A 24317-nucleotide genomic window follows, 5' to 3' on the forward strand; every position below is an offset into this window, starting at 1 on the left:
CGCCTCGGTGCTGGAGGAGCGTGGCCGGCGGGCCGCGATGGCCGGACCGGCCACGGCGGACGCCTACTTCTTGATGCAGATCTTGCCCTGGCTGTGGTTCTCCAGGGTGGTGGTGTGCGACTTCCCCCCGGCCTTGATCGTAAAGGTCGCCCTGGCCGAGTAGGCGTGGCACTCCCCCTTCGGAGGGGGCCAGTTGGCCACGACCCGTGCCTTGAACTTGTTCTTGCCGGAGCCGCTGTTGTGCGCGACCTGGGTGCCTTCCTTGTAGAGGGTGACGGAGATCGAGTACTCCGGCATCTTCTGCTTGCAGCCCTTGAGGTCGGCGTGGACGTTGATGACGTCCGGGTTGGTGTGCGACTCGTGCGGCGAGTCGAGCGCGGCCTCGCACTTGTCCCACAGGGCGGACGCCGCCTGCGGCGCCGGGGCCGACGGTGCGGCGGCCTGTGCCGCCTGGAACGGTATGAACAGACAGGCAGCGGCGATCGTGCCGGTGAGGATGTACTTTCTCATGGCGCACCTCCGGAAGGCGGGGAACACCGGGCGAACCTATGCCCCGGCGCGGAGCATCACCATGACGTATCAGGCCAGTTGGGATCGCCGCCGCATCCTCGTACGGCGTACACCGCCGCAACTCCCAAAAGTTCAGCTGCACTTCATCAGCCCGACAGACGGGTCGGCGCATCCGGCCGAAAACATGCCGGCCCCCACGGGGTCGTTGACCGGAATCCGCAGGAAACACCGACCGGAACGTTTCCTCATACGCTTCCGCGGCTGACGCAAAACGGCCCGTCGACTCCGGCGCACTCGTCAACTCACCCTGCGCCGCACAGCACTTGAGGCCGCACTCCAGATGGATCGGTGAGCGATTTTAGATCGGTTTGTACACTCTTGAGAATGAAGGTCCGCGTGGCCTCACGGGTTCGCCGGACGGCAGGGGTGTCAACTGGGGCCGACGAGAACACCGAAGTCGGACCGGACCGTCATCCGTACGGATCCGGTCTTTCGAAGGGACTGGTATGGCAAGCACCCGCAAGGCCCGCACCCTCACGCTCATGGCTGCTGTTCCGTTCGCGGCAGCACTCTTCATGACGGGAGCGGGAGCCGCTTCGGCCGCCGATTCCACCTCCGCCGACGCCCGGTTCGGCAACACCGCGGTCACGCCCCCGTGCGACCACGACCGCGACGGCGACCACCAGCGGCAGGACGACCACGGGCGGCACGACGACCGCGGCCGGGGCGACGACTGCGACCACGGCCACGGGCGTTGGGACGGCGACCACCACCACGGCCGGGGCGAGAACTGTGACCACGGCCACGGCAGGGGCGACGACCGCGACCGCCACCACGGCCAGGGCGAGGACCAGGACCGCCACGAGCACGGGCACGGGCACGGGGAGGACGGCGACCACCACGAGTAAGTGACGTGAACTGCCGCGCGGCGGCTCCCGGACATGTCCCGGGTGCCGTCGCGCGGATGCGTCCCGGGCTCCTCGAAGCGGTGCGGCCCCGGCCCTCCGGCCGCTCACCCGCCCGGCACCGTCCACCCCAGGACCGGCGTCGACTGCAGCCACGCGAGCAGGCACAGCACGGCCAGCACGCCCAGGCTCCAGCCGATCACCCGGCGGAGGATCTCGCCCTCGCGCCCGGAGATGCCCAGCGCGCCGGCGGCGATCACCAGGTTCTGCAGGGCGGCCGCCTTGCCCTGGACGCCGCCGCTGCTGTTGGTGGCGGCCATGAGCAGGGGGGACAGGCCCGCCTGCCGGGCGGCGGAGATCTGCATGGCGCCGAAGAGGGCGTTGGAGGAGGTGTCCGAGCCGGTCAGAGCGACGCCGAACCAGCCGAGGAAGCCGGAGAGCAGGGCGAACGCGCTGCCGAGGCCGGCCAGCCAGGTGCCCAGGGAGACGGCCATGCCGGAGAGGTTCATGACGTAGGACAGGGCGAGGACGCACGCGACGGTGAGCGCGGCCCGGCGCAGTCGGCACAGGGTCTGCGCGTAGCAGCGCACGGCCCTGCGGGCCGGTACGCGCAGGACGACGGCGGTGAGGACGCCGGCGATCAGCAGCAGGGTGCCCGAGGCGCCGAGCCAGCCGAAGTCGAAGACGGTGACCTTGGCCGGGCGGCCGTCGGCGTCCAGGACCCCGAGGCCGGGCCAGGAGAAGGTGATGTCCTGGGAGTCGACGAAGCGCCGGACGGGTCCGTGGGACGAGGTCAGGGCGAACAGGGCGATGAGGAGCGCGTACGGGGAGAAGGCCCGGACGACCTCGGGGAGCGGGTCGGGGCGCTCCTGCTCCGCGGCGGCCGACGGGGCGGAGCGGCGGTGCCGTGGTGTCCAGACCCGCAGGAGGGCGACCACCGCGGCCGTCGAGAGCAACGCGGCGACGGTGTCGGTCAGTTGGTAGGCGAAGTAGTTCGAGCACAGGAACTGTCCCGCGCCGAAGCCCGCCCCGGCGGCCAGTGCCGCGGGCCACGCCTCCTTGAGCCCCCGGCGGCCGTCGAGCATGAGGAGCAGGACGAACGGTACGAGCGCGGCGATGACGGCGGACTGCCGGCCGACCATGGCGCCGAGGTCGTGCGCGGGGTACGCGGTCACCTTGGCCAGGGCCTGGATCGGATTGCCGACCGAACCGAAGGCCGCGGGCGCGGTGTTGGCGAAGGTGGCGACCGCCGCGGCCTTGAGCGGCCCGAGGCCGAGGGCGAGCAGCAGCAGGGAGGTGACGGCGATCGGCGTTCCGAAGCCGGAGAGGGATTCGACCATGGCGCCGAAGCAGTAGGCGATGAGGATCGCCTGGACGCGCAGGTCGCCGGAGAGCGCGGAGAAGGTCCGGCCGACGACGTCGAAGTGGCCCCCGACGTGCTGCAGCCGGTTGATCCAGACGGCGTTGAGGACGATCCAGACGATGGGGAAGAGGCCGAAGGCGGCTCCTTCGGCCGCGCCGTCGGCGATCTGGGACGGCGGCATGCGGTAGACGGTCGCGGCGATCAGCGCGGCCGTGGCGAGGCCGCCGAGCGCGGCGCGGTGCGAGGCCGTGCGCAGGACGCCGAGCAGGGTGAGGAGCACGAGCAGGGGGAGAGCGGCGAGGAGCGCGGTGAGGGCCGGATGCCCGAGGGGGTCGGGGACTTGTCGGAACACGGATGCGTCTCGCTTTCTCCGGCTCCCGGGCATGCCGAGGAGGCGGGCGGGACTGAATGGGCGTGCGCGACCGGAGAGTTCCGCCATACGGAAGCGGGGTGTCGGTAGTCGGCAGCATGGGTCGCCGGTGCCCCGGCGTCAAGAGCCCCGCTCCGCACCGTCCTTCACTCCACCGCCCCTTCGACGCGCCGTCCCTCAACAGCCCTCCAGCGCGGCGCCCAGCGCCTTCGCCGCCTCCACGACCAGCGCGCCGAAGGCCGTCCGCGAGGTCTCGGTCATCCGGCTCGTGGGGACGTTGACGCTGATGCCGGCCACCGGCAGCCCGGCCCCGCCGACGACCGCCGCCGCGACCGCCGAGACGTCCGACCGCCACTCGCCGCCGTTGGTCGCGTAGCCCCGCGCCCGGATGACGGCCAGTTCCGCCCGCAGCCGTTCCGGGTCGGTGATCGTGGTGTCGGTGTAGCGGGGCAGGCCGTCGGCGAGGTAGCGCTCGACGGCCTCCGGCGGGCTCGCGGCGAGGACGGCCTTGCCGTTGGAGGAGGCGTGCAGCGGCAGGTTCTGCCCCAGGGGCAGGACGATGCGCACGGGCCGGGACGTCTCCAGCCGTTCGATCAGCACGACCCTGCCGCCCTCCGGCACGGTCAGGTGGACCGTCTCGTCGGTGCGCCGCCGCAGCTCCTCCAGCACCGGGACGGCGACGTCCCGCAGCCCGAGTTCGCCGGTGGCGCTCCGGCCGACCCGCAGCGCCTTGGTGGTCGGGACCCAGCGGGTGACCGGTTCGCCGGTGGGCCGGATCCAGCCCGCCTCGTGCAGGGTCAGCAGGGCCCGCTGCACCGAACTCTTCGGCAGACCCAGCGCCCTGGCCAGTTCCGCGACGCCGACGGGCCGGCGGGCGGCGACCTCCTCCAGGGTCCGGAGCGCGTTGAGGACGTTCTGCATCCGTTGACTCCTTCCGCCGGCCGGGCCTACGCTCCGGCATGCCTCATCACGGTACGGCGTGCCGTAACACGGCACAATCCCCTGGGAGTTGACGCCCATGGCCTCCCGCATCGGACAGCACTTCCTCCAGATCCCCGGCCCCACCAACGTCCCCGACCGGGTGCTGCGCGCCATCGCGGCTCCGACGACCGACCACCGGGGGCCCGAGTTCGCCGCGCTCACCCTGCGGTTGCTGGACGCCCTCAAGCCGGTGTTCGGCACCGAGGGCCCCGTGGTGATCCACCCCGCCTCCGGCACCGGCGCCTGGGAGGCCGCCCTGGTCAACACCCTCAGCCCGGGCGACCGGGTGCTCTTCTGCGAGACCGGCCACTTCGCCACTCTCTGGCAGGAGATGGCCCGCTCCCTCGGCCTCGACGTCCTCTTCCTGCCCGGCGACTGGCGGCACGGCGCCGACCCGGACGCCGTGCACCACGAACTCGCCGCCGACAGCCGCCATTTGGTCAAAGCGGTGTGCGTCGTGCACAACGAGACCTCCACCGGGGTCACCAGCCGCGTCCCCGAGATCCGCCGGGCCATGGACGCCGCCGGCCACCCGGCCCTGCTGCTCGTCGACACCGTCTCCTCGCTCGCCTCGATCGACTACCGGCACGACGCCTGGGGCGTCGACGTCACGGTCGCCGGCTCGCAGAAGGGCCTGATGCTCCCGCCCGGGCTCGGCTTCAACGCCGTCGGCCCCAAGGCGCTCGACGCCGCGCGCACCGCCCGGCTGCCCCGGTCCTACTGGGACTGGCGGCCCGTCATCGAGGCCAACCGGCAGGGCCGCTTCCCCAGCACCCCCGCCACCAATCTCCTCCACGGGCTGGAGGAGGCCCTGCGCCTGCTGTACGCCGAGGGCCTGCCGCAGGTCTTCGCCCGGCACGCCCGGCACGGCGCCGCCACCCGGGCCGCCGTACGCGGCTGGGGACTCGAGGTGCTGTGCGCCGACGAACGCGAGCACTCCGCCACGCTCACCGCCGTCGTCCTGCCCGACGGCCACGACGCCGACCACGTACGCGCCGTCGTCCTGGACCGCTTCGGGATGTCCCTGGGCGCGGGCCTGGGCCGGCTCGCCGGACGCGTCCTGCGCATCGGCCACCTCGGCCGGCTCGGCGACCTGACCCTCGCGGGCACCCTCGCCGGGGTGCAGATGGGACTGCAGCTCACCGGCGTCCCCGTGGACCCGCGCGGCCTCGACGCCGCCCTCGACCTGCTCCGCGCCCCCTGAAGGGACGCACCCCCCTGAAGGGAGACGCCCGTGCCCCCGACAACTCCCGGCAGCCGCACGGCCGACGGCCTCGCCCGCCGGCTGCGGCACGACCTCGACGGCGAGGTCCGGTTCGACGACTACACCCGCCACCTGTACTCCCGCGACGCCAGCATGTACGCCATCACCCCGCTCGGCGTCGCCTTCCCCCGCCACGCCGAGGACGTCCGCGCGGCCGTCGCCGCGGCCGCCGGACACGGTGTGTCCGTCACCGCCCGCGGCGCGGGCACCAGCCTCGCCGGACAGACCGTCGGCCCCGGCCTCGTCCTGGACCTCTCCCGCCATATGCACCGCATCGTCGCGCTCGACCCCGGGGCCCGTACCGCCGTGGTGGAACCCGGAGTCGTCCAGGAGCAGCTCAACCGGGCCGCTGCCACGCACGGGCTGATGTTCGGCCCCGACACCTCCACCGGCAACCGGGCCACCGTCGGCGGCATGATCGGCAACAACTCCGCCGGCAGCGGCTCCCTGCGCCACGGCATGACCATCGACCACGTCCGCGCCCTGGACGTCGTCCTCTCCGACGCCACCACCGCCCGCCTCGCCCCCGTCACCGAGGACGAACGCGCCCGCCGCGCCGGCCCGCCGACCCTCGAAGGCCGCATCCACCGCGAGCTCCCGCGTATCCTCGCCGCCAACTCCCGTGCCGTCGCGGAGGACTTCCCCGCCTTCTGGCGGCGCGCCTGCGGCTACCGGCTCGACCGCCTCGGCCCCTCCGCGGGGGACGCCTCCTTCGACCCCGCCGCGCTCCTCGTCGGCTCCGAGGGCACTCTCGCCCTGACCACCCGCGCCGAGGTCACCCTCGTCCCCGCCCCCGCCCGTACCGCGATCGCCGTCGGGCACTTCGCCTCCGTCGCCGCCGCCGTCGAGGCCACCGGGGACGCCCTGGCCTGCGACCCCGCCACCGTCGAACTCCTGGACCGCACCATCCTCGACCTCTCCCGGCAGAAGATCGAATACGCCTCCCTGGGCGCCCTCCTCGAAGGCGACCCCGGTGCCCTGCTCTTCGTCGGCTTCACCGGCGACGACGAGGAGCAACTCCGCGCCCGCCTCGGCGAACTCACCGCCCTCTGGGCCCGCCACGGCCACGGCTACCACACCCTCCACGCCACCACCCCCGACCGGCAGGCCGCGCTGCTCAAGGTCCGCCAGGCCGGGCTCGGTCTGCTGATGTCCGCCGGCGAGGGCACCCGCCGCCCCCTGGCCTTCGTCGAGGACACCGCCGTACCCCCCGAGCACCTCGCCGAGTACACCCGCCGCTTCCGCGCCGTCCTCGACCGGCACGGCCTCACTGCCGGCTTCTACGGCCACTGCTCCGTCGGCTGTCTGCACATCCGGCCCTTCGTCGACCTCGCCGACCCCGCCCAGGTCCGCACCATGCGCGCCGTCGCCGAGGAGATCAAGGACCTGGTCGTCGAGTACGGCGGCGTCAACTCCAGCGAGCACGGCGACGGCCTGGCCCGCGGCGAGTTCAACCGCGAGCTCTTCGGCCCCCGTCTGTACGGGGCCATGCGCGAGGTCAAACGCCTCTTCGACCCCGACAACCGGCTCAACCCCGGCAAGATCGTCGACTCCCCCGCCATGACCGACCACCTCCGCGACGCCGCCCTCCCCCCTGCCGCGCCGCTCCCCACCCGGCTCTCCTTCCCGGTCGTCGGCGGCATGCGCGGCGCCGCCGACCGCTGCATGAACATCGGCGCCTGCCGCAAGACCGGCAGCGGCACCATGTGCCCCTCCTACATGGCCACCCGCGAGGAGCAGGACTCCACCCGCGGCCGCGCCGGCGCCCTCGTCAAGGCCCTCTCCTCCCCCGACCCCCGGCGCGCCCTGGGCGACGAACGCCTCCACGAGATCCTCGACCTGTGCCTGATGTGCAAGGCGTGCAAGAGCGAATGCCCGCTCGGCGTCGACATGGCCGCCCTCAAGGCCGAGACCCTCTCCCACCACCACGACCTGCACGGCGTCCCGCTCCGCTCCCGCGTCTTCGCGGCCGTCCGCACCCTCAACCGGCTGGGCTCCGCCACCGCGCCGCTGTCCAACCTCCCCGGCCGGATCCCCCTGCTGCGCACCCTCCTCGACCGCACCCTGGGCATCACTCCGCACCGCCCGCTGCCGGTCTTCGCCCGCCGCAGCCTGACGCACTGGTCCGGGCGCCGCGACCGCGCCCTGCGACCCGCACCCCAGGGCCAACTCACCTTTCTCGCCGACTCGTTCACCACCTACACCGAACCGGGCATCGGCCGCGCCGCGATCGAGCTGCTGGAGCACTGCGGCTGGGAGGTCCACCTGGAGAGCGGCGGCTGCTGCGGCCGCGCCGCGTTCTCCAAGGGCCTGCTGGACGACGCCGCGGCGCAGGCCCGCACTCTCGCCCATCGCATCGCCGCCGCCTCCGCCCCCGGCTCGCCGGTCGTCGGCTGCGAACCCTCGTGCCTGATGACCCTGCGGGACGAACACCGCTCCCTGCACCCCGACGACCCCGTCGTCCAGGACATCGCCGGACGCGTCCGCCAGGTCGAGGAACTGCTCCTGGCGGCAGTCGCCGACGGCCGTCTCCGGCTGCGCCCCGACTCCTGGCCCGCAGGCCGCCGTCTGCTCCACCACGGCCACTGCCACCAGAAGGCCGAGGTCGGCACGGCAGCAACCGTCGCCCTCCTCAAGGCCGTTCCCGGCACGGAGGTCGTCGAACCGGACACGGGCTGCTGCGGCATGGCGGGCTCCTTCGGCTACGAGTCGGAGCACTACGCCCTGTCGATGACCGTGGGCGGGGACCGCCTCTTCCCGGCGGTACGGGCCGAGCCCGACGACACCGTGGTCGTCGCCGCCGGGACTTCGTGCCGCCAGCAGATCCTGCACGGGACGGGGCGGAGGGCCTGGCATCCGCTGGAGATCGTGCGGGCCGCCCTGTGAAAGCAGCAACCTCAGGCCGTTGTCGTGCCTATGCCAAAACTTAACCTTCCGCATCTACCCGCGTAAACTCCGCCGGTCGCATCATGGGCTGTACGCGCCCCAGGCGCACCGCAATCCCCCCACCACCCGTGCGTGCGAACGGAGTTCGGCATGCCGTTACCCTCCACCGCCCACCGGGCCGCCCTCTCGGCGGCCGCCCTGCTGCTGTCCTCGGCGTCCGTCCTGGCAGGCGCCGGCGGCGCCCTGTCCGCCCCCGCCTCCGCCCTCCTCGTCTTCCCCGGCCAGGACCACTCCGCCGTCCACGACTTCATCGGCTCGGCCACCAAATCGGTGGACATGACCATGTACGAGCTGCGCGACGCCAAGACCGTCGACGCCCTGGTGGGCCGCGAGAAGGCCGGCGTGAAGGTCCGCGTCGTCCTGGACGCCAAGCACACCTCCGTCAACGGCTCGGCCTACAAGGCGCTCAAGGCCGCGGGCGTCGGCGTGGTCTACTCCTCGTCCGACTACGTCTACACCCACCAGAAGACCGTCACCGTGGACGGCGCCAAGTCCCTGATCCTGACGGGCAATCTGGACTCGAAGTACTACGCGAGCAGCCGCGACTACGGCGTCTTCGACACCGACGCCGCCGACGTCGCCGCCATAGAGAAGACCTTCGACGCGGACTACGCGAGAACCGCTGTCACCCCCTCCGACGGCGACCACCTGGTCTGGTCGCCCACCGACTCGGAGGAACGCCTGCTGGGCCTGATCAACGGCGCGCAGCACTCCCTGGACCTCGAACAGCTGGAGTTCGGCGACAAGACCCTCGTCGACGCCGTGGTGGCGGCGGAGGGCCGCGGCGTCGCCGTCCGGGTCGTCGGCATGAACCCCGACAGCTACGGCGGCTACTTCGACCAGGTCAAACAGGCCGGCGGCAAGGTCGTCACCTTCTCCTCCACCGAGGGCCTCTACATCCACGCCAAGGCGATCGTCGCCGACCACGGCACCGCCACGGCCAAGGTCTTCGCCGGCTCGGAGAACTTCTCCGACAACTCGCTCAACAACAACCGCGAACTCGGCCTGATCGTCAACAGCCCCGAGGTGCTCGACGGCATCGAGTCCACCTTCGCGACCGACTTCGCCGACGGGACCCCGTACTGACGGCCGTCAGGGCCGGGGTTCCAGGAATTCCAGGCGGTTGCCGACCGGGTCCCGGCTGTAGAAGCGGCGGTACCCGGGGAGGAGTTCGTCCCGGACGACGGGCGCGCCGTGGGCCGTGAGGCGGGCGGCGAAGGCATCGATGTCCCGGACGCGCAGTCCCGGGTGGGCCTTGGCGGGCGGCCGGAAGGACTCCTCGATGCCGAGGTGCAGTTGGACGCGGTGGTCCTTGTCCGTGAACCAGCAGCCGCCCCGGGCGGCCAGGGCGGGCGGCTTGGGAATCTCGACCAAGCCAAGGGCGCCGACGTAGAAGGCCCGCAGGAGGTCCTCGCTGCCGGCGGGGGCCGTCAGGTGGACGTGATCGAGCGCGATGATCATGTCGTTGGCTCCTCGGGGACGGGTACACATGCGTCAACGGTTCGACAGAACATGCTAGTTGTGTCGCTCCGGCACGTGACCCTCCGGCGTGGACGCCGGATCCGTCAGCCACCCCCGGGGCCGGTCAGCGCGTCGTTCACCAGACGCAGACCGGCGAGGGCCTGGGCCCGGCCGCGCGCCTCGTCCGTGTCCAGCGTGAACACCGCGGCCGCCGCGGCCCGTTCGCCGTCCGGGGTGACGCCGCTCTCGGAGACCACGCCCAGATGGGTGCCGCCGTGGAACCAGATGCCGGAGGCGCTGCCGGCCACCGGGCGCCAGGCGATGCCGAGGCCGTACCGGACGCCGGGGGCGAGGATCCAGCCGGGCGCGGGCACCGTCCGCCGCATCGCCGCCAGTTGCGCGGGGCGCAGCACCCGGCCCCCCATCAGGGCCCGCAGGAAGGCGGTCAGATCGTGCGGGGTGCTGATGATGCCGCCGTCGGCTCCGCCCGGTGCGGCGAGGGTGGTGTCGGTGGGCCGTGTGTCGCCGGGGAAGCGGGTGTACGCGGTGGCCGTGGGCTGCGGCACGTACGGCGAGGTGCCGGCCGTGAACGTACGGCGCAGGCCGAGGGGTTCGACGACGCGGTCGTGGAGGAGCTCGGCCCAGGAGTGCCCGGTGGCCTTCTCCAACAGCATGCCGAGGACGACGTAGTTGGTGTTGGAGTAGGCCCAGCGCCGCTCACCGGCGGGGTCGTCGCGGCCGGGCAGCCAAGCGGGCGGTCTGCGCAGGGCGGCCGCCACCTGCTGCTCGGGGGTGTCCGGCGGCCGGAAGCGGGTGGCGCGGTAGGCGGCGGCGGTGAAGTCGGGCAGCTCGACGTAGTCGTTGAGTCCGCTGGTCTGCCGCAGCAGGTTGACGACGGTGATCCGGCGGCCGTCGTTGCCGTTGCCCCGGACCAGCCCGGGAAGCCAGTGCTCGACGGTGTCCGTGAGGTGGATCCTGCCCTCGCCGACGAGCTGGAGCGCGAGTGCGGCGGTGAAGGTCTTGGTCTCGCTGCCGATGCGGTAGTACGCGTCCCAGGGCACCGGGCCGCCCGTACGCAGGTCCGCCACTCCGGAGCAGGCGGCCGCGGTGCGGCGCCGTCCGTTCCGCAGCACGGCGAGGACGCCGGTGGCACCGGCGTTCCGGATGGCGTCGGCGCCGCGTTGCAACCGGCCGTCGGCGGGGGCCGCGGCCGCCGTTCCGCCGGGAAGACCGCCCGCGAGGATGGCACCGGCGGCCGCTGCCACGACCGCCCTCCGGCCGGGCCTCATCGCCGCCCGCCCGGGGCGGGGCAGGTGACATCCGCGGCGGGCAGGGCTCCGCCGCCCAGGTATTGCGTCACCGCCCGGTCGGCGCACGGCACCGCCGTCCGGTGCTCGGCGCCGCGCCCGAAGACGCCGTGCGAGCGGATGTCCGCCGTCACCAGGCGGGATCCCCGCAGCTTCCGGTGCAGCGCGAGTGCCCCGTCGTAGGGGACGTTGTTGTCCCTGCGGGCCTGGAGCATGAGCACGGGCACGTCGTTGCCGATGCGGACGGCGGGCTCCCGGGGCGTGGTCCGCCAGAACGCGCAAGGTGCGGTCATGTCGTTGACGAGCGGCCCGAAGACGGGCTGGTCGCCGCGGCTGCGCTCCATGTTCCGCCAGTACGTCTCCGGGTCCCGCGGCCAGCCGCCCGCCGGCCAGCCGGCGTCCCCGCACATGAAGACGGCCCCGCCGGTCATCGAGTCGGCGATGTCGGGCGAGTTGAGGAAGTCCAGCATGCCGGCGAGTTCCGGATTCGGCCGGGCGTCGTGGCCCGCGGCGGCGTCGGCCAGGGTACGTACCGTACGGGCGAGCGCCACGTTGTCCTCCTGGTGCTGCACGAACTGCCGCAGGAACAGGCGCAGCAGCGGTGCGCCGAGCCGGGTGCCCGCGATGGCGACGGGCCGGTGCTCGGCGCCGTCGAGCAACTTCTGTACGGTCGCGCGTACTTCGGGGCCGGTGCGGCCGAGCCGGTAGGTGTCCGCGCGCCGGGCGGTCCAGGCCGCCCACTCGTCCAGCCCCTCCTCCAGCGGCCGGCCCGCCCGCCGGAACAGCTCGTACTGGGTCGCGTCGGGGTCGGTGGAGGAGTCGATGACGATGCGGTCGGCCTGCCGGGGGAACATCTGGGTGTAGACGGCGCCCAGGTCGGCTCCGTAGGAGACCCCGTAGTACGACAGCTTCCGCTCGCCGAGCGCGGCACGGATGGCGTCCATGTCGCGGGCGACGTTGCGCGACGAAGCGTGCGGCAGGAGCGCCGCGTTGCCGTCGTGCCGCGCGCAGCGCAGGGCCGTCGACCGGGAGCGCCGCACGCCGTCCTCGAAGTCCAGGCGGGGCGAGGTCGTCGTGCGGGGTGGCTCGGGGGTGCCCGCCGGATCACACCGGACCGGGGTGCTCCCGCCCAGGAACCTCGGGTCGAATCCGATCAGGTCGTACTGATCGGCCACCTTCTCCAGCGTCGCGCGCAGCCCCACCGTGGTGGCCAGCCCTGCTCCTCCCGGCCCGCCGGGATTCGACAGCAGGATGCCCCGCCGGTGCGCCCGGTCCTTGGCCTTGACGCGGGAGACCGCGATGCGGAGGGTACGGCCGCCGGGGTCGGAGTAGTCGAGGGGGACCGTCAAGTGGGTGCATTCCGCGCCGGCTTCGACGAGTTCCTTCTGTTCCCCGGGGCAGGGGCCCCAAGTCAGGGCGGAGGATGTGGGGGGTACGACGGGCTTCGCGACGGCGGGGACGGCACCGGCGAGCAGGCCGCCGATGCCCAGCCCGACGGCGAGTACGGGCGCGAGACGCATGTGGTTCCCAGGGCTGAAGTGATGGACAGCCCGACCGTAAGGAACAGCTCCGGCCGGGAACCATCCGGCCAACAGCAGGTCGGAGAAGGGGGTTTACCCCATGGACGCCGCCGGAAGTTCGACGGGGTACTCCGCACCGAAGTCGGCGGAGACGGAGACGGCCTGCCAGGCCTCGGCCTCGGCGGTCTGCCGCCGCGAGTGATCGAGCGCCATCCGGGCCGCGTTCTCCCCCAGGAGCAGATGCGTGGGGAGGTGGTCACCCTTGACCACGCGGACCAGGATCCCGGCGGCGCGGTCCGGGTCTCCGGCGTGCACGCTGTCGCGGCGCCTGTCGTTGAAGGCGGCGACGGTCCCCTCGTACTCCGGCGGGACGTCCTGGACCTCCATGGAGGCACCGGCCCAGTCGGTGGCGAAGCCGCTGGGCTCGACGACCAGCCAGCGGATGCCGAACGGCGCGGTCTCGGTGGCGAGTACGCGGGTGAGGCCGTCGATGGCGAACTTGGCCGCCTGGTAGGAGCCCAGGCCGGCACTGCCGCCCACCCGGCCGCCGATGGAGGAGAACTGGACGACGATGCCGCCGCCCTGCGCCCTCAGCACGGGCAGCGCCGCCTTGGAGACGTTGTACACGCCCCAGAAGTTCGTCTCGAACTGGCGGCGGAAGTCGTCCTCCGGAGCCGTCTCGACCGGGGCGAGGTTCGCGTAGCCGGCGTTGTTGACGACCACGTCGATGCGGCCGAAGCGGTCACGGGCGGCGTCGAGCGCGGCGGCGGCCGCGGCGGCGTCGGTCACGTCGAGTGCGACCGGGAGGACCTTGTCACCGAACCGCTCGACCAGGTCGGCGATCTGTTCCGGTTTGCGGGCGGTGGCGACTACCTGGTCGCCCGCCTCCAGGGCGGTGATCGCGAGGGAGCGGCCGAAGCCGCGGGACGAACCGGTGATGAACCACGTCTGGATTGCCATGGGCGATAGCAAAACACGGTTTCGTTAATACCGCAACCTGGTTGCGTTAGAATGCGGCATGGCCACCCGCAGTCAGTCCACAAGAGCCCGCAGCCCCGAGGCCAAGCGCGCCCGAGAAGCCACGATCCTCGCTGCGGCGGCCCGTCTGGCCACGGCGAACGGCATCCGGTCGGTGACCCTGACCGACATCGCCACCGAGGTCGGCATGCACAAATCGGCGATGCTCCGCTACTTCGAGACCCGGGAAGAGATCTTTCTCCGCCTGGCCGCCGCCGGCTGGATGGAGTGGTCGCAGGCGGTGCGCGACGCCCTGGACGACGCGGGACAGGAGCCGCACCTGCACGCGGTCGCCGGCCTGCTGGCCGAGTCACTGGTGGCGCGCCCCCTCTTCTGCGACCTCCTCGCCCACACGCCGATGAACCTGGAGCGCAACGTCTCGCTGGACAGCGTCCGGTCCTTCAAGGTCACCGCCATCGCCGAGGTCGCGGCCGTGGGCGAGGCACTGCGCCGGGTGGCCGCACTGAGCCCGGCCCAGGCCGGCGACGTCGTCGCCACGGCCACCGCGATGGCCGGAGCACTGTGGCAGATGGCCGCCCCGGGGACCGAACTGCGCCGCCTCTACGAGACGGACCCGGACCTCGCCCACGCCGTCGTCGACGTCGCCCCCCGGTTGACCGGCATCCTGGGCGCACTGCTCCAGGGCTACAGCGCCGGGGGCGAAGCCGCGTAGCGTGTCAGCGGTTCATGCGTGCGGGGCCCCGGTCTCGGTCAGTTCGCCGTCGGCGACCCGCAGCCACCGGTCGACGCCGATCCGCGCGAGGAACCGCTCGTCGTGACTGACCACCACGAACGCACCCCGATAACACTTCAGGGCACTCTCCAGCTGACCCGCGCCGACCAGGTCGAGGTTGTTCGTCGGCTCGTCCAACAACAGGAGCTGCGGAGCCGGTTCCGCACACAGGACGCAGGCCAGGGTGGCCCGCAGGCGTTCCCCGCCGGAGAGGGCCCGCACCGGCAGATGCACCCGCGGGCCCCGGAACAGGAAGCGCGCGAGCAGGTTCATCCGCTCCGCCTCCGACCGGTGCGGAGCGAACACCGCGAAATTCCCCGCCACCGTCCGGCCCGGATCCAGCAGGTCCAGGCGCTGGGACAGGGAGGCGATCCGCCCGTCGGCACGCCTGATCTCCCCGCCGTCCGGGGCCAGTTCACCGGTCAGCAGCTTCAGCAGGGTGGTTTTCCCGGCGCCGTTGGGTCCGGTGAGGGCGATGCGTTCGGGTCCGCGGATGGTGAGATCGACGCCGTCGCCCGCGAACAGGTTCCGTTCGCCGCGGCGGATCTGCAGGTGTTCGCCGAGGATGAGGGTGCGTCCGGCGGGGACGTGGGTGTCGGGCAGGTCCAGGACGAGCCGCTGCTCGTCGCGCACGGCGCGTCCCGCCTCGTCGAGGCGGGCCTGCGCGTCGTGGACGCGGGTGGCGTGCATCTGGCCCGCGCGGCCTGCGGATTCCTGGGCGCCGCGTTTCATGTTCCCGGCGAAGATCCGCGGCAGGCCGGCACTCTTGAGGTTGCGGGCCGCGTTGCTCGCGCGGCGCTCGGCCCGCTCGCGGGCCTGCTGCATCTCGCGCTTCTCCCGCTTCAGCTCCTGCTCGGCACTGCGCACATTCTTCTCCGCAACCTCCCGCTCCGCCCGCACCACCTCCTCGTACTGCGTGAAGCCGCCCCCGTACAGGCGCAGTTCACCGCGGTCGAGCTCGGCGATACGCTCCATCCGGTCCAGCAGGGCCCGGTCGTGGCTGACCACCAGCAGACTGCCCTTCCAGTCCGAGAGCACGTCATAAAGCCTGTGGCGGGCCCCGAGATCGAGGTTGTTGGTCGGCTCGTCCAGCAACAGGACATCAGGGCGCTCGAGCAGCTGCGCCGCCAGTCCGAGGCTGACGACCTGACCACCGCTGAGCGTGCCCAGCGTCCGGTCCAGGGCGAGACCGTCGAGGCCGAGCCGGTCGAGCTGGGCACGGGTGCGCTCCTCGATATCCCAGTCGTCCCCGATGACCGCGAAGTGCTCCTCGCCCACGTCACCGGACTCGACGGCATCGATCGCACGGATCACCGCATCGACACCCAGGATCTCCGCCACCGTCGGCTCACCGGCCAGAGGGAGAGTCTGCGGGAGATAGCCGACCGCACCGTTCACCGTCAACGAACCTGCGCTGGGACGGAGTTCACCGGCAATCAGCTTCAGCAGCGTACTCTTCCCGGAACCATTCGGCGCCACCAGACCCGTACGACCCACACCCACGGTGAAGGACAGGTCCTCGAAGACCGGAGTGTCGTCCGGCCAGGAGAAGGACAACTGAGAGCAGACGACAGAAGCATCGGACATGGAAATGACCTCACGAGGGAAAGACGGCAGGCCACTCCACAGGGAAACCGCTGAGTGAAGGGCGCTGCACCTGAGACAGGCGAAAGGGAACGACGAAGTGACCACAACGGCGGCACTGCCAAAGGTGCGCCCACCGGTGGTCGATCACATCCGGGTATCACCCGGAGATGTCGTCGTCACTCACCATGTCTGAACTCCTCAACGAAAGATCACCAACACGGCAACCGTACCAGGCCCCCCACAGCCACCCGCAAGCCCTTTTCGCCCCATGGGCGACTGACTGCGGTCGCACGCACAACCGGAGCCGCTGTGTGCACAGTTCGCACCCCCGGCAGTCCGCCGATGCGCCGCCACAGGAGTGGCGACGGAATCATCCGTCCCGCCGACACTCGTATCCCCAACACAAGGGAGGCGCATGATGCACGGCATGACCATGGCCAGGCGACTGGGCATCTGGGCGGGTTCCGCAGCCCTGCTGGCCGCAGCGGCGGTCACAGGGCCCGCGGTGGGCCGGGCCCAGGCCGCCACCGGTGACCTGAGCTGCTCGGGGCAGTTCAAGATGACGTTCGCCCCGGGGCTCAAGCCCGGCGGAAGCTCGGCGATCAGCGTCGTGGCGTCACTGGGCAACTGCACGTCGGCCAACGGAAAGTACACGAACCTGACGTCCGCCACCGGGAGCGGCACCGGCTCGGCCACGGCCAATGGAAGCGGGCCGGGGCCCTGCGGCCTGCTGTTCCGGGGTACCGGCACCGGAACGATCAAGTGGGCCGGTGCCGGGGTGCCGGACAGCACGATCTCGTTCACGGTGAACACCGATCCCTCCACCGGTGCGGTCACCTTCAAGTGCGTCATCACCGGCGGAACAATGAACGGCGACGGGGACGTCGTGGCACCCGTCATCACGAGCACCACCTGCTCCACGGGCAACGGCATGGGGACGATGGGCGCCAACATCGCAGTCAGCTTCAGCTGAGGCGATTACCGCGGAATGAGCGACCGGGTGCTGCTGTCGATCCGGTTCGACAGCAGCGGGCCCGCGCACAGGAGCGTCCCTGAGCGGTGCGTACGCCGAGCGCGTCCCTGCCGCCGCGGACAGAACTCCGCCCCACCGGGGGCACGCATGAGGGCGGACAGGCCCGAACCACTCGCCGCCTCCTTTGACGCTGCCGCCGACGGCCCCGTGTTCCTGGCCCCCCGCCCAGGCGCCCGCGCACCTCTCGTCGCGCGCTCTCGCCCCTCCAGGAGCGACACAAGAGCCCGCCGTGCGGGCCCTTGTGATCGGCGGCACCCCGGCTGGAAGGGCGCTCATTTCAATCTCTCGTGGCCCCCGCAGGCCACAGCACGCGCACAGGGACCCCCATACGTTCGGCGTAGGCCACAACGTCCGCAGTTCCCCCGTAACCACGGGCGGGATTCCCGTCCCAGACCGCGATGAGTTCGTCAACCAACCCCACGAGTAGTTCGCTGCCGGCCATGTGGGCCGAAGAGGTTGATTCCACAAGGTTGGTGTGGTGCACGTCTGTGGCCCTTTGAATCAATTCGTCGTATTCCGGATGGTGCCACTGGGGTAGACCCTCGCGGTACTCATGTGCCGGGATGACCACTTCGATGCAACCTCCGTGATCGAGCACGGCCCGCGCAAACCACGAGTCCGGACCGTCGGCCACGCAGCTGACACCAATGAGGTCTTCGGGCCGTACCGCCCCCACCGCACCCCTCAGCGCATGCTTGACCTTTTCTTCAACGGGCCTCGGCAGCCCTCGGTGACCAGTGATGCCAACTCGCATGCTTCTCTCCTCCCTCAGAGGTACGCATCCCTCGATAAGGCGTCGAACTCTCGCACGACTGCCAGGGAGTTGAGGACTCCTCGCCGCCCCCATTGTGACCTCACAAGTCCCCCTCTGTCGGTCCGAAACCGGCACCTCGGTGGGCGGAGTCGGCGCAGCGCAGCGCAGCACGTCAGCCTTGAACAGAGCCCAGACAACGGTTCACCCAAAACAGGGAGGACCGGCCCTTATGTTCGAAACAGTAGCGAATACATGGATCGGTGCTGACCCATCGGACACGCCATGGCACTGCCGATCCGATGACGGCAATGGCACAGCGGATGAGAGGGTTCGTCAACCAGCCGATAAGCGCTGTCGGTTCGACCCTCGGCCCCTCTGGCGGATGCGCGTACCCTCGTGCTATGACGAGCGCTAGCGACCGACTCAAGTCCACTCGAAAGCGACGTGACCTGACGCAGCGGGAGCTGGCCGAAGCGTCGGGCGTATCCCTGTCGTTGCTCCGAAAGATCGAACAAGGTGAGCGGGAGACAGCCCGCCTTGAAACGTGGCGCAAGCTCGCCTCTGCCCTCCGGGTGCCCACGATGTCCCTCGTGACAGACCACGAAGAGGAGGGGGCAGTCGAAGGGACGGCCGAGACCTGGGCGGGGGTCAGGAAGGCTCTCAACGCCCCATCGGGCTTGCGGGAGGAGCTTGACGAGCCTCCGACCATTGAGGGGATGACTTCGGCTCTCGACGCCATGATCCCGCTGTTCGTCGGGGACCGGTTCGCAGAGCTCGCCACCGTCCTTCCCCCGCTCATCCGTGATGCCGATGCCCTCGGGCCGGAGGGGCGCGATCTACGCGTACGGCTCCTGCAACGAGTCGGGTGGCTCATGATCCAGGTCCGGCAGTTCCAGGACGCCGAGGACGCGCTCAACAGGGCCAAGGACGAAACACGTGATCGGCTGCACGCCACCGAGACCGTCAATCACTTGTGCTGGATGATGCTCCGCATGGGGCGCCTTGATGAAGCCCGCGAACTGGCCACTGTCTGGGCGGACGACGCCGAGCCGGTACGGATCTCCCGAGCAACCCCCACCGAACTCTCCCTCTGGGGTTGGATGCTGCTCCGCCTCTCCGCTGCCTGTGTCCGGGACAACCGGCCCGGGGAGGCCGAGGACGCTCTCCGTCTGGCTCGTGCCGCGGCCGAAGCGGTCGGCCGTGAGTATCAGATCCCCCAGCACCTCAGCGGGAGGACCTTCGGTCCGCTCACCGTCCTGATGAAGACCGCTGAGAACGCCCAGATCATTGATCGGCCTGACGTGGTGCTCCGACTCGGCGCCAAGGTCGAAAGGATCACCAAGAGCAAGTCGAAGCGCCTGCGCGTACGCCCTACATCGAACAACTGGAACCGTCATCTGCTCGACCTGGCAGACAGCCACGCCAAGACAGGCAACTACGGCCAAGCTGTCGAGAAGTTGACGGACATCCTGCGCCGTTCCCCGGAGTGGATGCCGAACCAACGGTTCGCCCGGGACATCGTGCGCCGGGTGATCGAGGAGCGCCGTACGTTGACGCCTGAGATGCACGACCTGGCTACGGCGGTGCGTCTCCCCATCTGAACGATCTCGTGTGGCACTCCCGCGGCAGGGAAACCGGAAGTGCCACAGACACTGCGCCACAGCCCTCCTAGCGTGTCTCGGCACAGCCAACAGGAGGGGAAGGCGAGAGAGTTGACGGATGCTCCCGCGCGCCGCCGCAACATCGCGAACGCGGCCAGCTACCCGAACAGGGTCAGCGTCGTGCTCTATGCCCGCGTAGGCGGGGACAGTTGCCCGGACGTGGCTCTTGCCCACGCCCGCCGGTTCGCCGAGGCACAGGACTGGGACGTGCACAGCGCCTTCTTCGACGTCTGCGGTCCCACCACGCCCGGGGCCGGGCGCCAGTTCTGGCCCAAGGTGGAGCGCCTGCTCTTGGATCGTGAAGTTGAGGGCGTCGTCGCCCTCAGCGAGGACGAAATCGCCGGTTCCCCCGAGGACAAGGCGCAGTTCAAGGAGCTGCTGCTGACGCAGGCGGCCTTCGTTGAGTACGTGGGTGAACCGCCGTTCGGGTCCGCGGCCGGAGAACCCCCGGCCGAGGTCGTTCGATGACCTACCGCAGAGAGACCTTGCTCAAGGAAGCGCAGCCCGAGGAGGCCCGTCCCACCGTCGCCGAGGAGAGGCGGGAGTCAGAGGTGCCCCCGTTGGAACCCGTTCTCGTCTGCAGCCGTGTGCCATTCGTCGTGAACCGGTACGGCGGCATCACGAGAGGAGCGAACGTATGAGCAGGAGCACGCTTCCGGCTCCCATGTGGGATCTCCCTGCACTGGATGCTCCCGAGGGCTGCACGGGCTGTCGCCGGTTCGACATCGCCATCGAGCGGGCGCGCCGGGACGGGGACGCCGACCTCATTGCCGTGCACGAGCGGAAGAAGAGGGCCCACCTTGTCCAGCACAAGCACACGAAGGCCGAGTGACATGGCAGGGGACAGCCCGGGAGGGGCCTTGGAGAAGCACATGGCAGTCGGCAAAGACGACATCGGAAAGTGGGTCCGGGACAGCGCCGGCCGTGAGGGGGTCCTCAAGCGTCTGACGCGCTGGGAGGACAAGGCTGCCCCGTCCTGGGAGCGTCGCCGCTCCAAGGAAATGGCCATCATCCGGCCCGCACAGAGCGGCGTCGAGCGGGCGGTGCCTGTGGACGAGGTGACCATTGTCCGCACGGTCCCGTCGTCCGACGGCCGCCTGAGACGTCAGTGAGGCGGACCGGGCAAAGGTTACGCCGCTGATCGCCTTACCCCGGTCGTGTCCCGTGCTGCGTATCCCGTCGGCGAGGGCGGAGAAGGTCGTCGCGGGCATCTTCCGCGAGGGGAAAGTCCGAGGCACCGAAGCCCACTTGCAAGGGCTGACGGCGATCTCGTGGAGCAACGCCCGACCGGCCACGCTTCGCTTTCACAGTCGGCCGGGCGCCCCTTCCGACTGCACGGGGAGCCGGAACATTCCGAGACTCCGTCCCCTGCCAGGTGTGCTGCATCCCTGGCAGGGAGTCGGGCAAGACGCCGGCCCAGCCGTCACGGTTGGGAAGGCGAAGCAGTTCCAGTCCGCGAATCCAGGAGGTTCCCGTGAGCGAGAGCTTGATCCCGTTCGGCGCTCAAGTACTGGCACCCTGCTACGAAGTACACATCGACCAATCGTCGTTCGCTTATGACGATGACCGTCAGGTGAACGTCACCTCAGGCGGCGGCCTCTGGGCCGACACACCCATGGCGGCGTCCTCCACGGCCACGAACAACGACACCTCGCCCGGCAACCCCCCGGACGAGCAGGCCGACCCGTACGCGTTCCCCGAGATCAACCCTCAGCAGGTTCCGGCGTCGAGTCTCGTGCTCGCCGGCCCGGCCGCCGCGTAGTCACCCGCTGTGCCGCGCAAACAGGTACTGGTCATCGCCGAGCGACTCGACGCCACCGCGGACCTCGTGGTTCACGCATTGACCGAGCGCAAGGTCCCGGTACTCCGGTTCGACATGACCGAATTCCCGCAATCGCTCGTCCTCTCCGCCGAGCACCGGGGGAACACCCCGGGGTGGAGCGGTAGTTTGAGGACCGACCGGCGCGCGGTGCAACTCGAAGAAGTCCGGGCCGTCTACTACAGACGGCCCGGACTTCCGATGCTGTCACCGCGCGTGGACCCCGCATACGCCGACTGGGCAGTCTCACAAGCGCTGGTCGGCATGGTGCAGATCCTGACATCCCTACCGGTCACATGGATGCATCACCCGGACGTATACCGCGCAAGCGCCCACAAGCCCGGACAGCTGGTCACCGCCACGGCATCCGGCCTCGAAGTGCCTCGATCATTGGTCACGAACGACCCTGATCAGGCACGCACTTGGGGCGCAGGACTGGGGGCTCCCATGGTGTGCAAGCCGATTGCCGCTGCCTCCATCACCCTGCCGGACTCCGCGCCCGCCATGCTGCCGACGCGGCTCGTTTCCCTCTCCGACCTGGATGAGTCGGTCACCCTGACCGCTCACTACTTCCAGGAGTGGATCCCGAAAGCCTATGAGGTCCGCCTCACCGTTGTAGGCGAGGAGATGTTCCCGGTGGCGATCCACGCCGGCAGCGATCAAGCCCGGGTCGATTGGCGAAGCGACTACGACGCCTTGGAGTACGCGCCCACGGTCATCCCCAACCGCGTGGCCGAGGGCGTTCGACGCTTCATGCGCCACTACGGGCTCAATTTCGGCGCCTTCGACTTCGCCGTGACCCCGGACAGGAGATGGGTGTTCTTCGAGTGCAACCCCGCAGGCCAATGGCAGTTCATCGCCAAGGCCACCTCCCTGCCCATCGCCGAGGCCCACGCCTCTCTTCTCCAAGGAGCGCTCGCTTGACTCTCCTCGACACCGGCGCGACAAGGGCTCTGCGTGCCGCGCTGGCCCAACAGCTCACAGATCAGGGAGACATCCAGTCCGATGCCTGGCGCCGGGTGGTCGAAGACGTTCCCCGCCATCCCTTCGTGCCCCTGTTCTACCGGCAGGTCGGAGCGGACTGGGAGGAGGTCACTCCGCGCCACCCGGAGTACCTCGATGCCGTGTACTCGAATCGCGCCCTGACCACGCAAGTCACGGACGGCACACCCACGTCGTCATCCAGCGAACCCGGGCTCATGCTCCAGATGCTTGAGGCCCTGGACGTTACCGAGGATCACAGGGTGTGCGAGATCGCGACGGGCACCGGATACAACGCCGCGCTGCTGAGCGCACGAGTGGGCAGCAAGAACGTGGTCACCGTCGAAGTGGATACGAACCTTGCGCAAGCCGCCCAGGAACGACTTGCGCAATGCGGGTACAAGCCCACGGTCCATGCCGGTGATGGGCGACAAGGCCATACAGCCGGCGCACCGTACGACCGCCTCATCGCTACGTGTGGCTTCAGCACCCTCCCCTACGCATGGGTTCAACAGATGCGGCCTGACGGCATCCTGGTCTGTCCGCTGGGATGGGGCAATGCCCGATTGACCGTGCAGCGGGACGGCACAGCATCGGGCAGGTTCCTCCCCGGAGGGTCATGCTTCATGAGCGTCCGGGAAGAGGGGAGCAGCGGCGGGGTTCCCTACCCGGGTACCCCTTCCGCACCCCAGGAAAGAGCGACGCAGATCGATCCAGCGCTTCTGACCGACGAGGGCGTTCAGTTCCTCCTGTCGGTGGCGCTCCCTGATGTGATTGGAGCCTCGGAACAAGACGGCAACGGCAGCCTGACAGGGCATCGCCTCTGGTCACGTGACGGCTCGTGGGCCCATGCATCAGAGGGTCGAGTGAAGCAGTCCGGACCCACGCGGCTGTGGGATGTCGTGGAAAACGCCCACGCCTGGTACGTCTCGCACGGGATGCCCCAGCGGGGCAGGTTCGGAGTCACCGTCACTCCGACCGGTCAAACCATCTGGCTCGACAGCCCGGACAACCCCGCTCCGGCAATCCGAGGAGCGGAAAGCCGCAAGGCGTAGGAGAGAGCGGTGAAGCCCTGGCCGTCGCCGGGGCTTCACCCTTGATCGATCCCTCGCCGCCCGAAGCGAAGGTTTTTCAACGACTCGATGTCGTCCCTGACGGCGTCGCGCCCCAGGCCGTCAGACGTCTCAGGCACCATGGGTGCGTTCCCGGCGTCGAGGCGCCTGACGATCTTCGGGAGAGCCTGTTCCTCTCCCCCAGTGATGCGGAAGTCCACATCTCGCCTGGCCGCTCGCGTCTGCACCCACAGCCGCCGCACACGCAGCAACCGCAAGAGAGCGGCGCAGCCCCCGGCCGCGCCGCTCCCCCGCCCCGCCTGCCTCAGCCCGCCGTCCAGGCGCGCCAGATGCCCACGCAGCCGCGGGACGTCAGCTGGAAGCGGTCGAAGTGCTGGGTGAGTTGGTCGCGGAGGTCCTCGTAGTTGTCGTCCTGGTTGTGGAAGTCGCCGCGCTTGTTGAGGTAGTTCATGGTCCAGCGGCCGCGGGCGCTGACGGGGACGCCGGAGGAGAGGACGGTGGCGCCGAAGACGACGCCGCCGGGGCGGACCACGGCCGCGGCATGCTTGAGGGCGATGCCCTTCTCCTTGATGCTGCCGGGGACGCAGTGGAGGAGGTAGCTCATGCCGACCGAGTCGTAGGTGCGCTCCTCGAGCGGGAGGGGCTCCAGGACGTTGGCGCGGACCGTGGTCACGTCGTAGCGGCGCAGGCGGTGGGCCGTGTGGGCCAGGGAGTTGGGGTTGAGGTCGACGAGGGTGATCCTGGGGGCCGCGACCGGGAAGGTGGCGTTGTCGAGGAGGTAGCCGGTGCCGACGCCGATCTCGACGTGGTTGGCCCCGAGGCAGGTGTCGTACATCTGCCGGGACGTGTCGGGCGAGCAGTGCCAGGCGAGGGGGGCGGTTCCCTTGAACACCGCGAAGTCGTAGATGTTGAGGAACGACTTGGTGTAGCCGGCCTGGCCGTCGATGACGCTCTGGTCGATGCCTGCGTTGCTGATGGTGGTCATTTCATTCCTGTCGTGTTCGGGACGTCGTTCCTCGGAGGAGGCCGTCG

The 24317-nt window shown here is 70.4% G+C and carries 23 protein-coding genes; 13 read left to right on the plus strand and 10 right to left on the minus strand.

Features of this window, described 5'->3' with window-relative positions; translation table 11 throughout:
* Window positions 1–63: 63 nt before the first annotated feature.
* On the minus strand, window positions 64–510 hold the full coding sequence (locus AB8735_RS05060; RefSeq protein WP_372405627.1) for a hypothetical protein: 447 nt from the start codon (window positions 508–510) through the stop codon (window positions 64–66).
* Window positions 511–1016: 506 nt separating this feature from the next.
* On the opposite strand from AB8735_RS05060, the gene AB8735_RS05065 reads away from it, so the two are divergent.
* Window positions 1017–1418 carry a hypothetical protein gene (locus AB8735_RS05065; RefSeq protein WP_372405628.1) on the plus strand — a complete coding sequence of 134 codons (402 nt, stop codon included), beginning with the start codon at window positions 1017–1019 and terminating at the stop codon, window positions 1416–1418.
* Window positions 1419–1522: 104 nt separating this feature from the next.
* On the opposite strand, the gene AB8735_RS05070 is transcribed toward AB8735_RS05065, so the two are convergent.
* Window positions 1523–3163, minus strand: a complete 1641-nt coding sequence (locus AB8735_RS05070) for an L-lactate permease (protein WP_372405630.1) — start codon at window positions 3161–3163, stop codon at window positions 1523–1525.
* A gap of 162 nt (window positions 3164–3325) precedes the next feature.
* Window positions 3326–4069, minus strand: a complete 744-nt coding sequence (locus tag AB8735_RS05075) for an IclR family transcriptional regulator (RefSeq protein ID WP_372405631.1) — start codon at window positions 4067–4069, stop codon at window positions 3326–3328.
* A 97-nt stretch (window positions 4070–4166) separates the two neighbouring features.
* Here AB8735_RS05075 and AB8735_RS05080 point away from each other — a divergent pair, with 97 nt between their 5' ends.
* The 3 genes from AB8735_RS05080 to AB8735_RS05090 all read left to right on the plus strand — a co-directional run bounded on the left by AB8735_RS05080 (window position 4167) and on the right by AB8735_RS05090 (window position 9425).
* Complete coding sequence (locus AB8735_RS05080; protein ID WP_372405632.1) at window positions 4167–5333, plus strand: alanine--glyoxylate aminotransferase family protein; 1167 nt, start codon at window positions 4167–4169, stop codon at window positions 5331–5333.
* Window positions 5334–5363: 30 nt separating this feature from the next.
* Entirely contained in the window at window positions 5364–8279 is a 2916-nt protein-coding gene (locus AB8735_RS05085) for an FAD-binding and (Fe-S)-binding domain-containing protein (RefSeq protein ID WP_372405633.1), read from the plus strand.
* 150 nt (window positions 8280–8429) lie between these two features.
* A complete protein-coding gene (locus AB8735_RS05090) occupies window positions 8430–9425 on the plus strand; it encodes a phosphatidylserine/phosphatidylglycerophosphate/cardiolipin synthase family protein (protein ID WP_372405634.1) in 996 nt (331 codons plus the stop codon).
* 6 nt (window positions 9426–9431) lie between these two features.
* Here the strand turns inward: AB8735_RS05090 and AB8735_RS05095 are convergent, their stop codons facing one another.
* The 4 genes from AB8735_RS05095 to AB8735_RS05110 all read right to left on the minus strand — a co-directional run bounded on the left by AB8735_RS05095 (window position 9432) and on the right by AB8735_RS05110 (window position 13587).
* Window positions 9432–9800: a VOC family protein gene (locus AB8735_RS05095; protein ID WP_372405635.1), complete on the minus strand. Its 369-nt coding sequence runs from the start codon at window positions 9798–9800 to the stop codon at window positions 9432–9434.
* A 104-nt stretch (window positions 9801–9904) separates the two neighbouring features.
* Window positions 9905–11065: a serine hydrolase domain-containing protein gene (locus tag AB8735_RS05100; RefSeq protein WP_372405636.1), complete on the minus strand. Its 1161-nt coding sequence runs from the start codon at window positions 11063–11065 to the stop codon at window positions 9905–9907.
* 20 nt (window positions 11066–11085) lie between these two features.
* On the minus strand, window positions 11086–12627 hold the full coding sequence (locus AB8735_RS05105; protein WP_372405637.1) for an alpha/beta hydrolase: 1542 nt from the start codon (window positions 12625–12627) through the stop codon (window positions 11086–11088).
* Between the two features lie 93 nt (window positions 12628–12720).
* Window positions 12721–13587, minus strand: a complete 867-nt coding sequence (locus AB8735_RS05110; RefSeq protein WP_372405639.1) for an SDR family NAD(P)-dependent oxidoreductase — start codon at window positions 13585–13587, stop codon at window positions 12721–12723.
* Between the two features lie 58 nt (window positions 13588–13645).
* Here AB8735_RS05110 and AB8735_RS05115 point away from each other — a divergent pair, with 58 nt between their 5' ends.
* The gene (locus AB8735_RS05115) at window positions 13646–14317 is read left to right on the plus strand and encodes a TetR family transcriptional regulator (RefSeq protein WP_372405640.1); all 672 of its coding nucleotides are present in this window, start codon (window positions 13646–13648) and stop codon (window positions 14315–14317) included.
* A 12-nt stretch (window positions 14318–14329) separates the two neighbouring features.
* Here AB8735_RS05115 and abc-f read toward each other — a convergent pair whose 3' ends face one another.
* Window positions 14330–15964, minus strand: coding sequence for a ribosomal protection-like ABC-F family protein (gene abc-f / locus AB8735_RS05120; RefSeq protein ID WP_372405641.1), 1635 nt, complete (start codon window positions 15962–15964; stop codon window positions 14330–14332).
* A 427-nt stretch (window positions 15965–16391) separates the two neighbouring features.
* Here abc-f and AB8735_RS05125 point away from each other — a divergent pair, with 427 nt between their 5' ends.
* A complete protein-coding gene (locus tag AB8735_RS05125) occupies window positions 16392–16937 on the plus strand; it encodes a hypothetical protein (protein ID WP_372405642.1) in 546 nt (181 codons plus the stop codon).
* 337 nt (window positions 16938–17274) lie between these two features.
* Here the strand turns inward: AB8735_RS05125 and AB8735_RS05130 are convergent, their stop codons facing one another.
* Complete coding sequence (locus tag AB8735_RS05130; protein ID WP_344021764.1) at window positions 17275–17751, minus strand: hypothetical protein; 477 nt, start codon at window positions 17749–17751, stop codon at window positions 17275–17277.
* A gap of 401 nt (window positions 17752–18152) precedes the next feature.
* Between AB8735_RS05130 and AB8735_RS05135 the strand changes: the two genes are divergently transcribed.
* From AB8735_RS05135 to AB8735_RS05165, 7 genes are all read left to right on the plus strand, one after another.
* The gene (locus AB8735_RS05135; RefSeq protein ID WP_344021766.1) at window positions 18153–19352 is read left to right on the plus strand and encodes a helix-turn-helix transcriptional regulator; all 1200 of its coding nucleotides are present in this window, start codon (window positions 18153–18155) and stop codon (window positions 19350–19352) included.
* A gap of 111 nt (window positions 19353–19463) precedes the next feature.
* On the plus strand, window positions 19464–19880 hold the full coding sequence (locus tag AB8735_RS05140) for a hypothetical protein (protein WP_372405644.1): 417 nt from the start codon (window positions 19464–19466) through the stop codon (window positions 19878–19880).
* Between the two features lie 169 nt (window positions 19881–20049).
* Window positions 20050–20244 carry a hypothetical protein gene (locus AB8735_RS05145; protein WP_344021770.1) on the plus strand — a complete coding sequence of 65 codons (195 nt, stop codon included), beginning with the start codon at window positions 20050–20052 and terminating at the stop codon, window positions 20242–20244.
* A gap of 40 nt (window positions 20245–20284) precedes the next feature.
* Window positions 20285–20524, plus strand: a complete 240-nt coding sequence (locus AB8735_RS05150) for a hypothetical protein (protein ID WP_344021772.1) — start codon at window positions 20285–20287, stop codon at window positions 20522–20524.
* 362 nt (window positions 20525–20886) lie between these two features.
* Window positions 20887–21174, plus strand: a complete 288-nt coding sequence (gene tgmA / locus AB8735_RS05155; RefSeq protein ID WP_344021774.1) for a putative ATP-grasp-modified RiPP — start codon at window positions 20887–20889, stop codon at window positions 21172–21174.
* 9 nt (window positions 21175–21183) lie between these two features.
* Complete coding sequence (gene tgmB, locus AB8735_RS05160; RefSeq protein WP_372405646.1) at window positions 21184–22155, plus strand: ATP-grasp ribosomal peptide maturase; 972 nt, start codon at window positions 21184–21186, stop codon at window positions 22153–22155.
* The gene (locus tag AB8735_RS05165) at window positions 22152–23267 is read left to right on the plus strand and encodes a methyltransferase domain-containing protein (protein ID WP_372405647.1); all 1116 of its coding nucleotides are present in this window, start codon (window positions 22152–22154) and stop codon (window positions 23265–23267) included. Before tgmB ends, AB8735_RS05165 begins: the two co-directional genes overlap by 4 nt.
* A 322-nt stretch (window positions 23268–23589) precedes the next feature.
* Here the strand turns inward: AB8735_RS05165 and AB8735_RS05170 are convergent, their stop codons facing one another.
* A complete protein-coding gene (locus tag AB8735_RS05170; protein ID WP_372405648.1) occupies window positions 23590–24270 on the minus strand; it encodes a class I SAM-dependent methyltransferase in 681 nt (226 codons plus the stop codon).
* Between the last annotated feature and the right edge of the window lie 47 nt (window positions 24271–24317).

The organism is Streptomyces luteireticuli (assembly GCF_041519305.1).
GTDB lineage: Bacteria > Actinomycetota > Actinomycetes > Streptomycetales > Streptomycetaceae > Streptomyces > Streptomyces luteireticuli.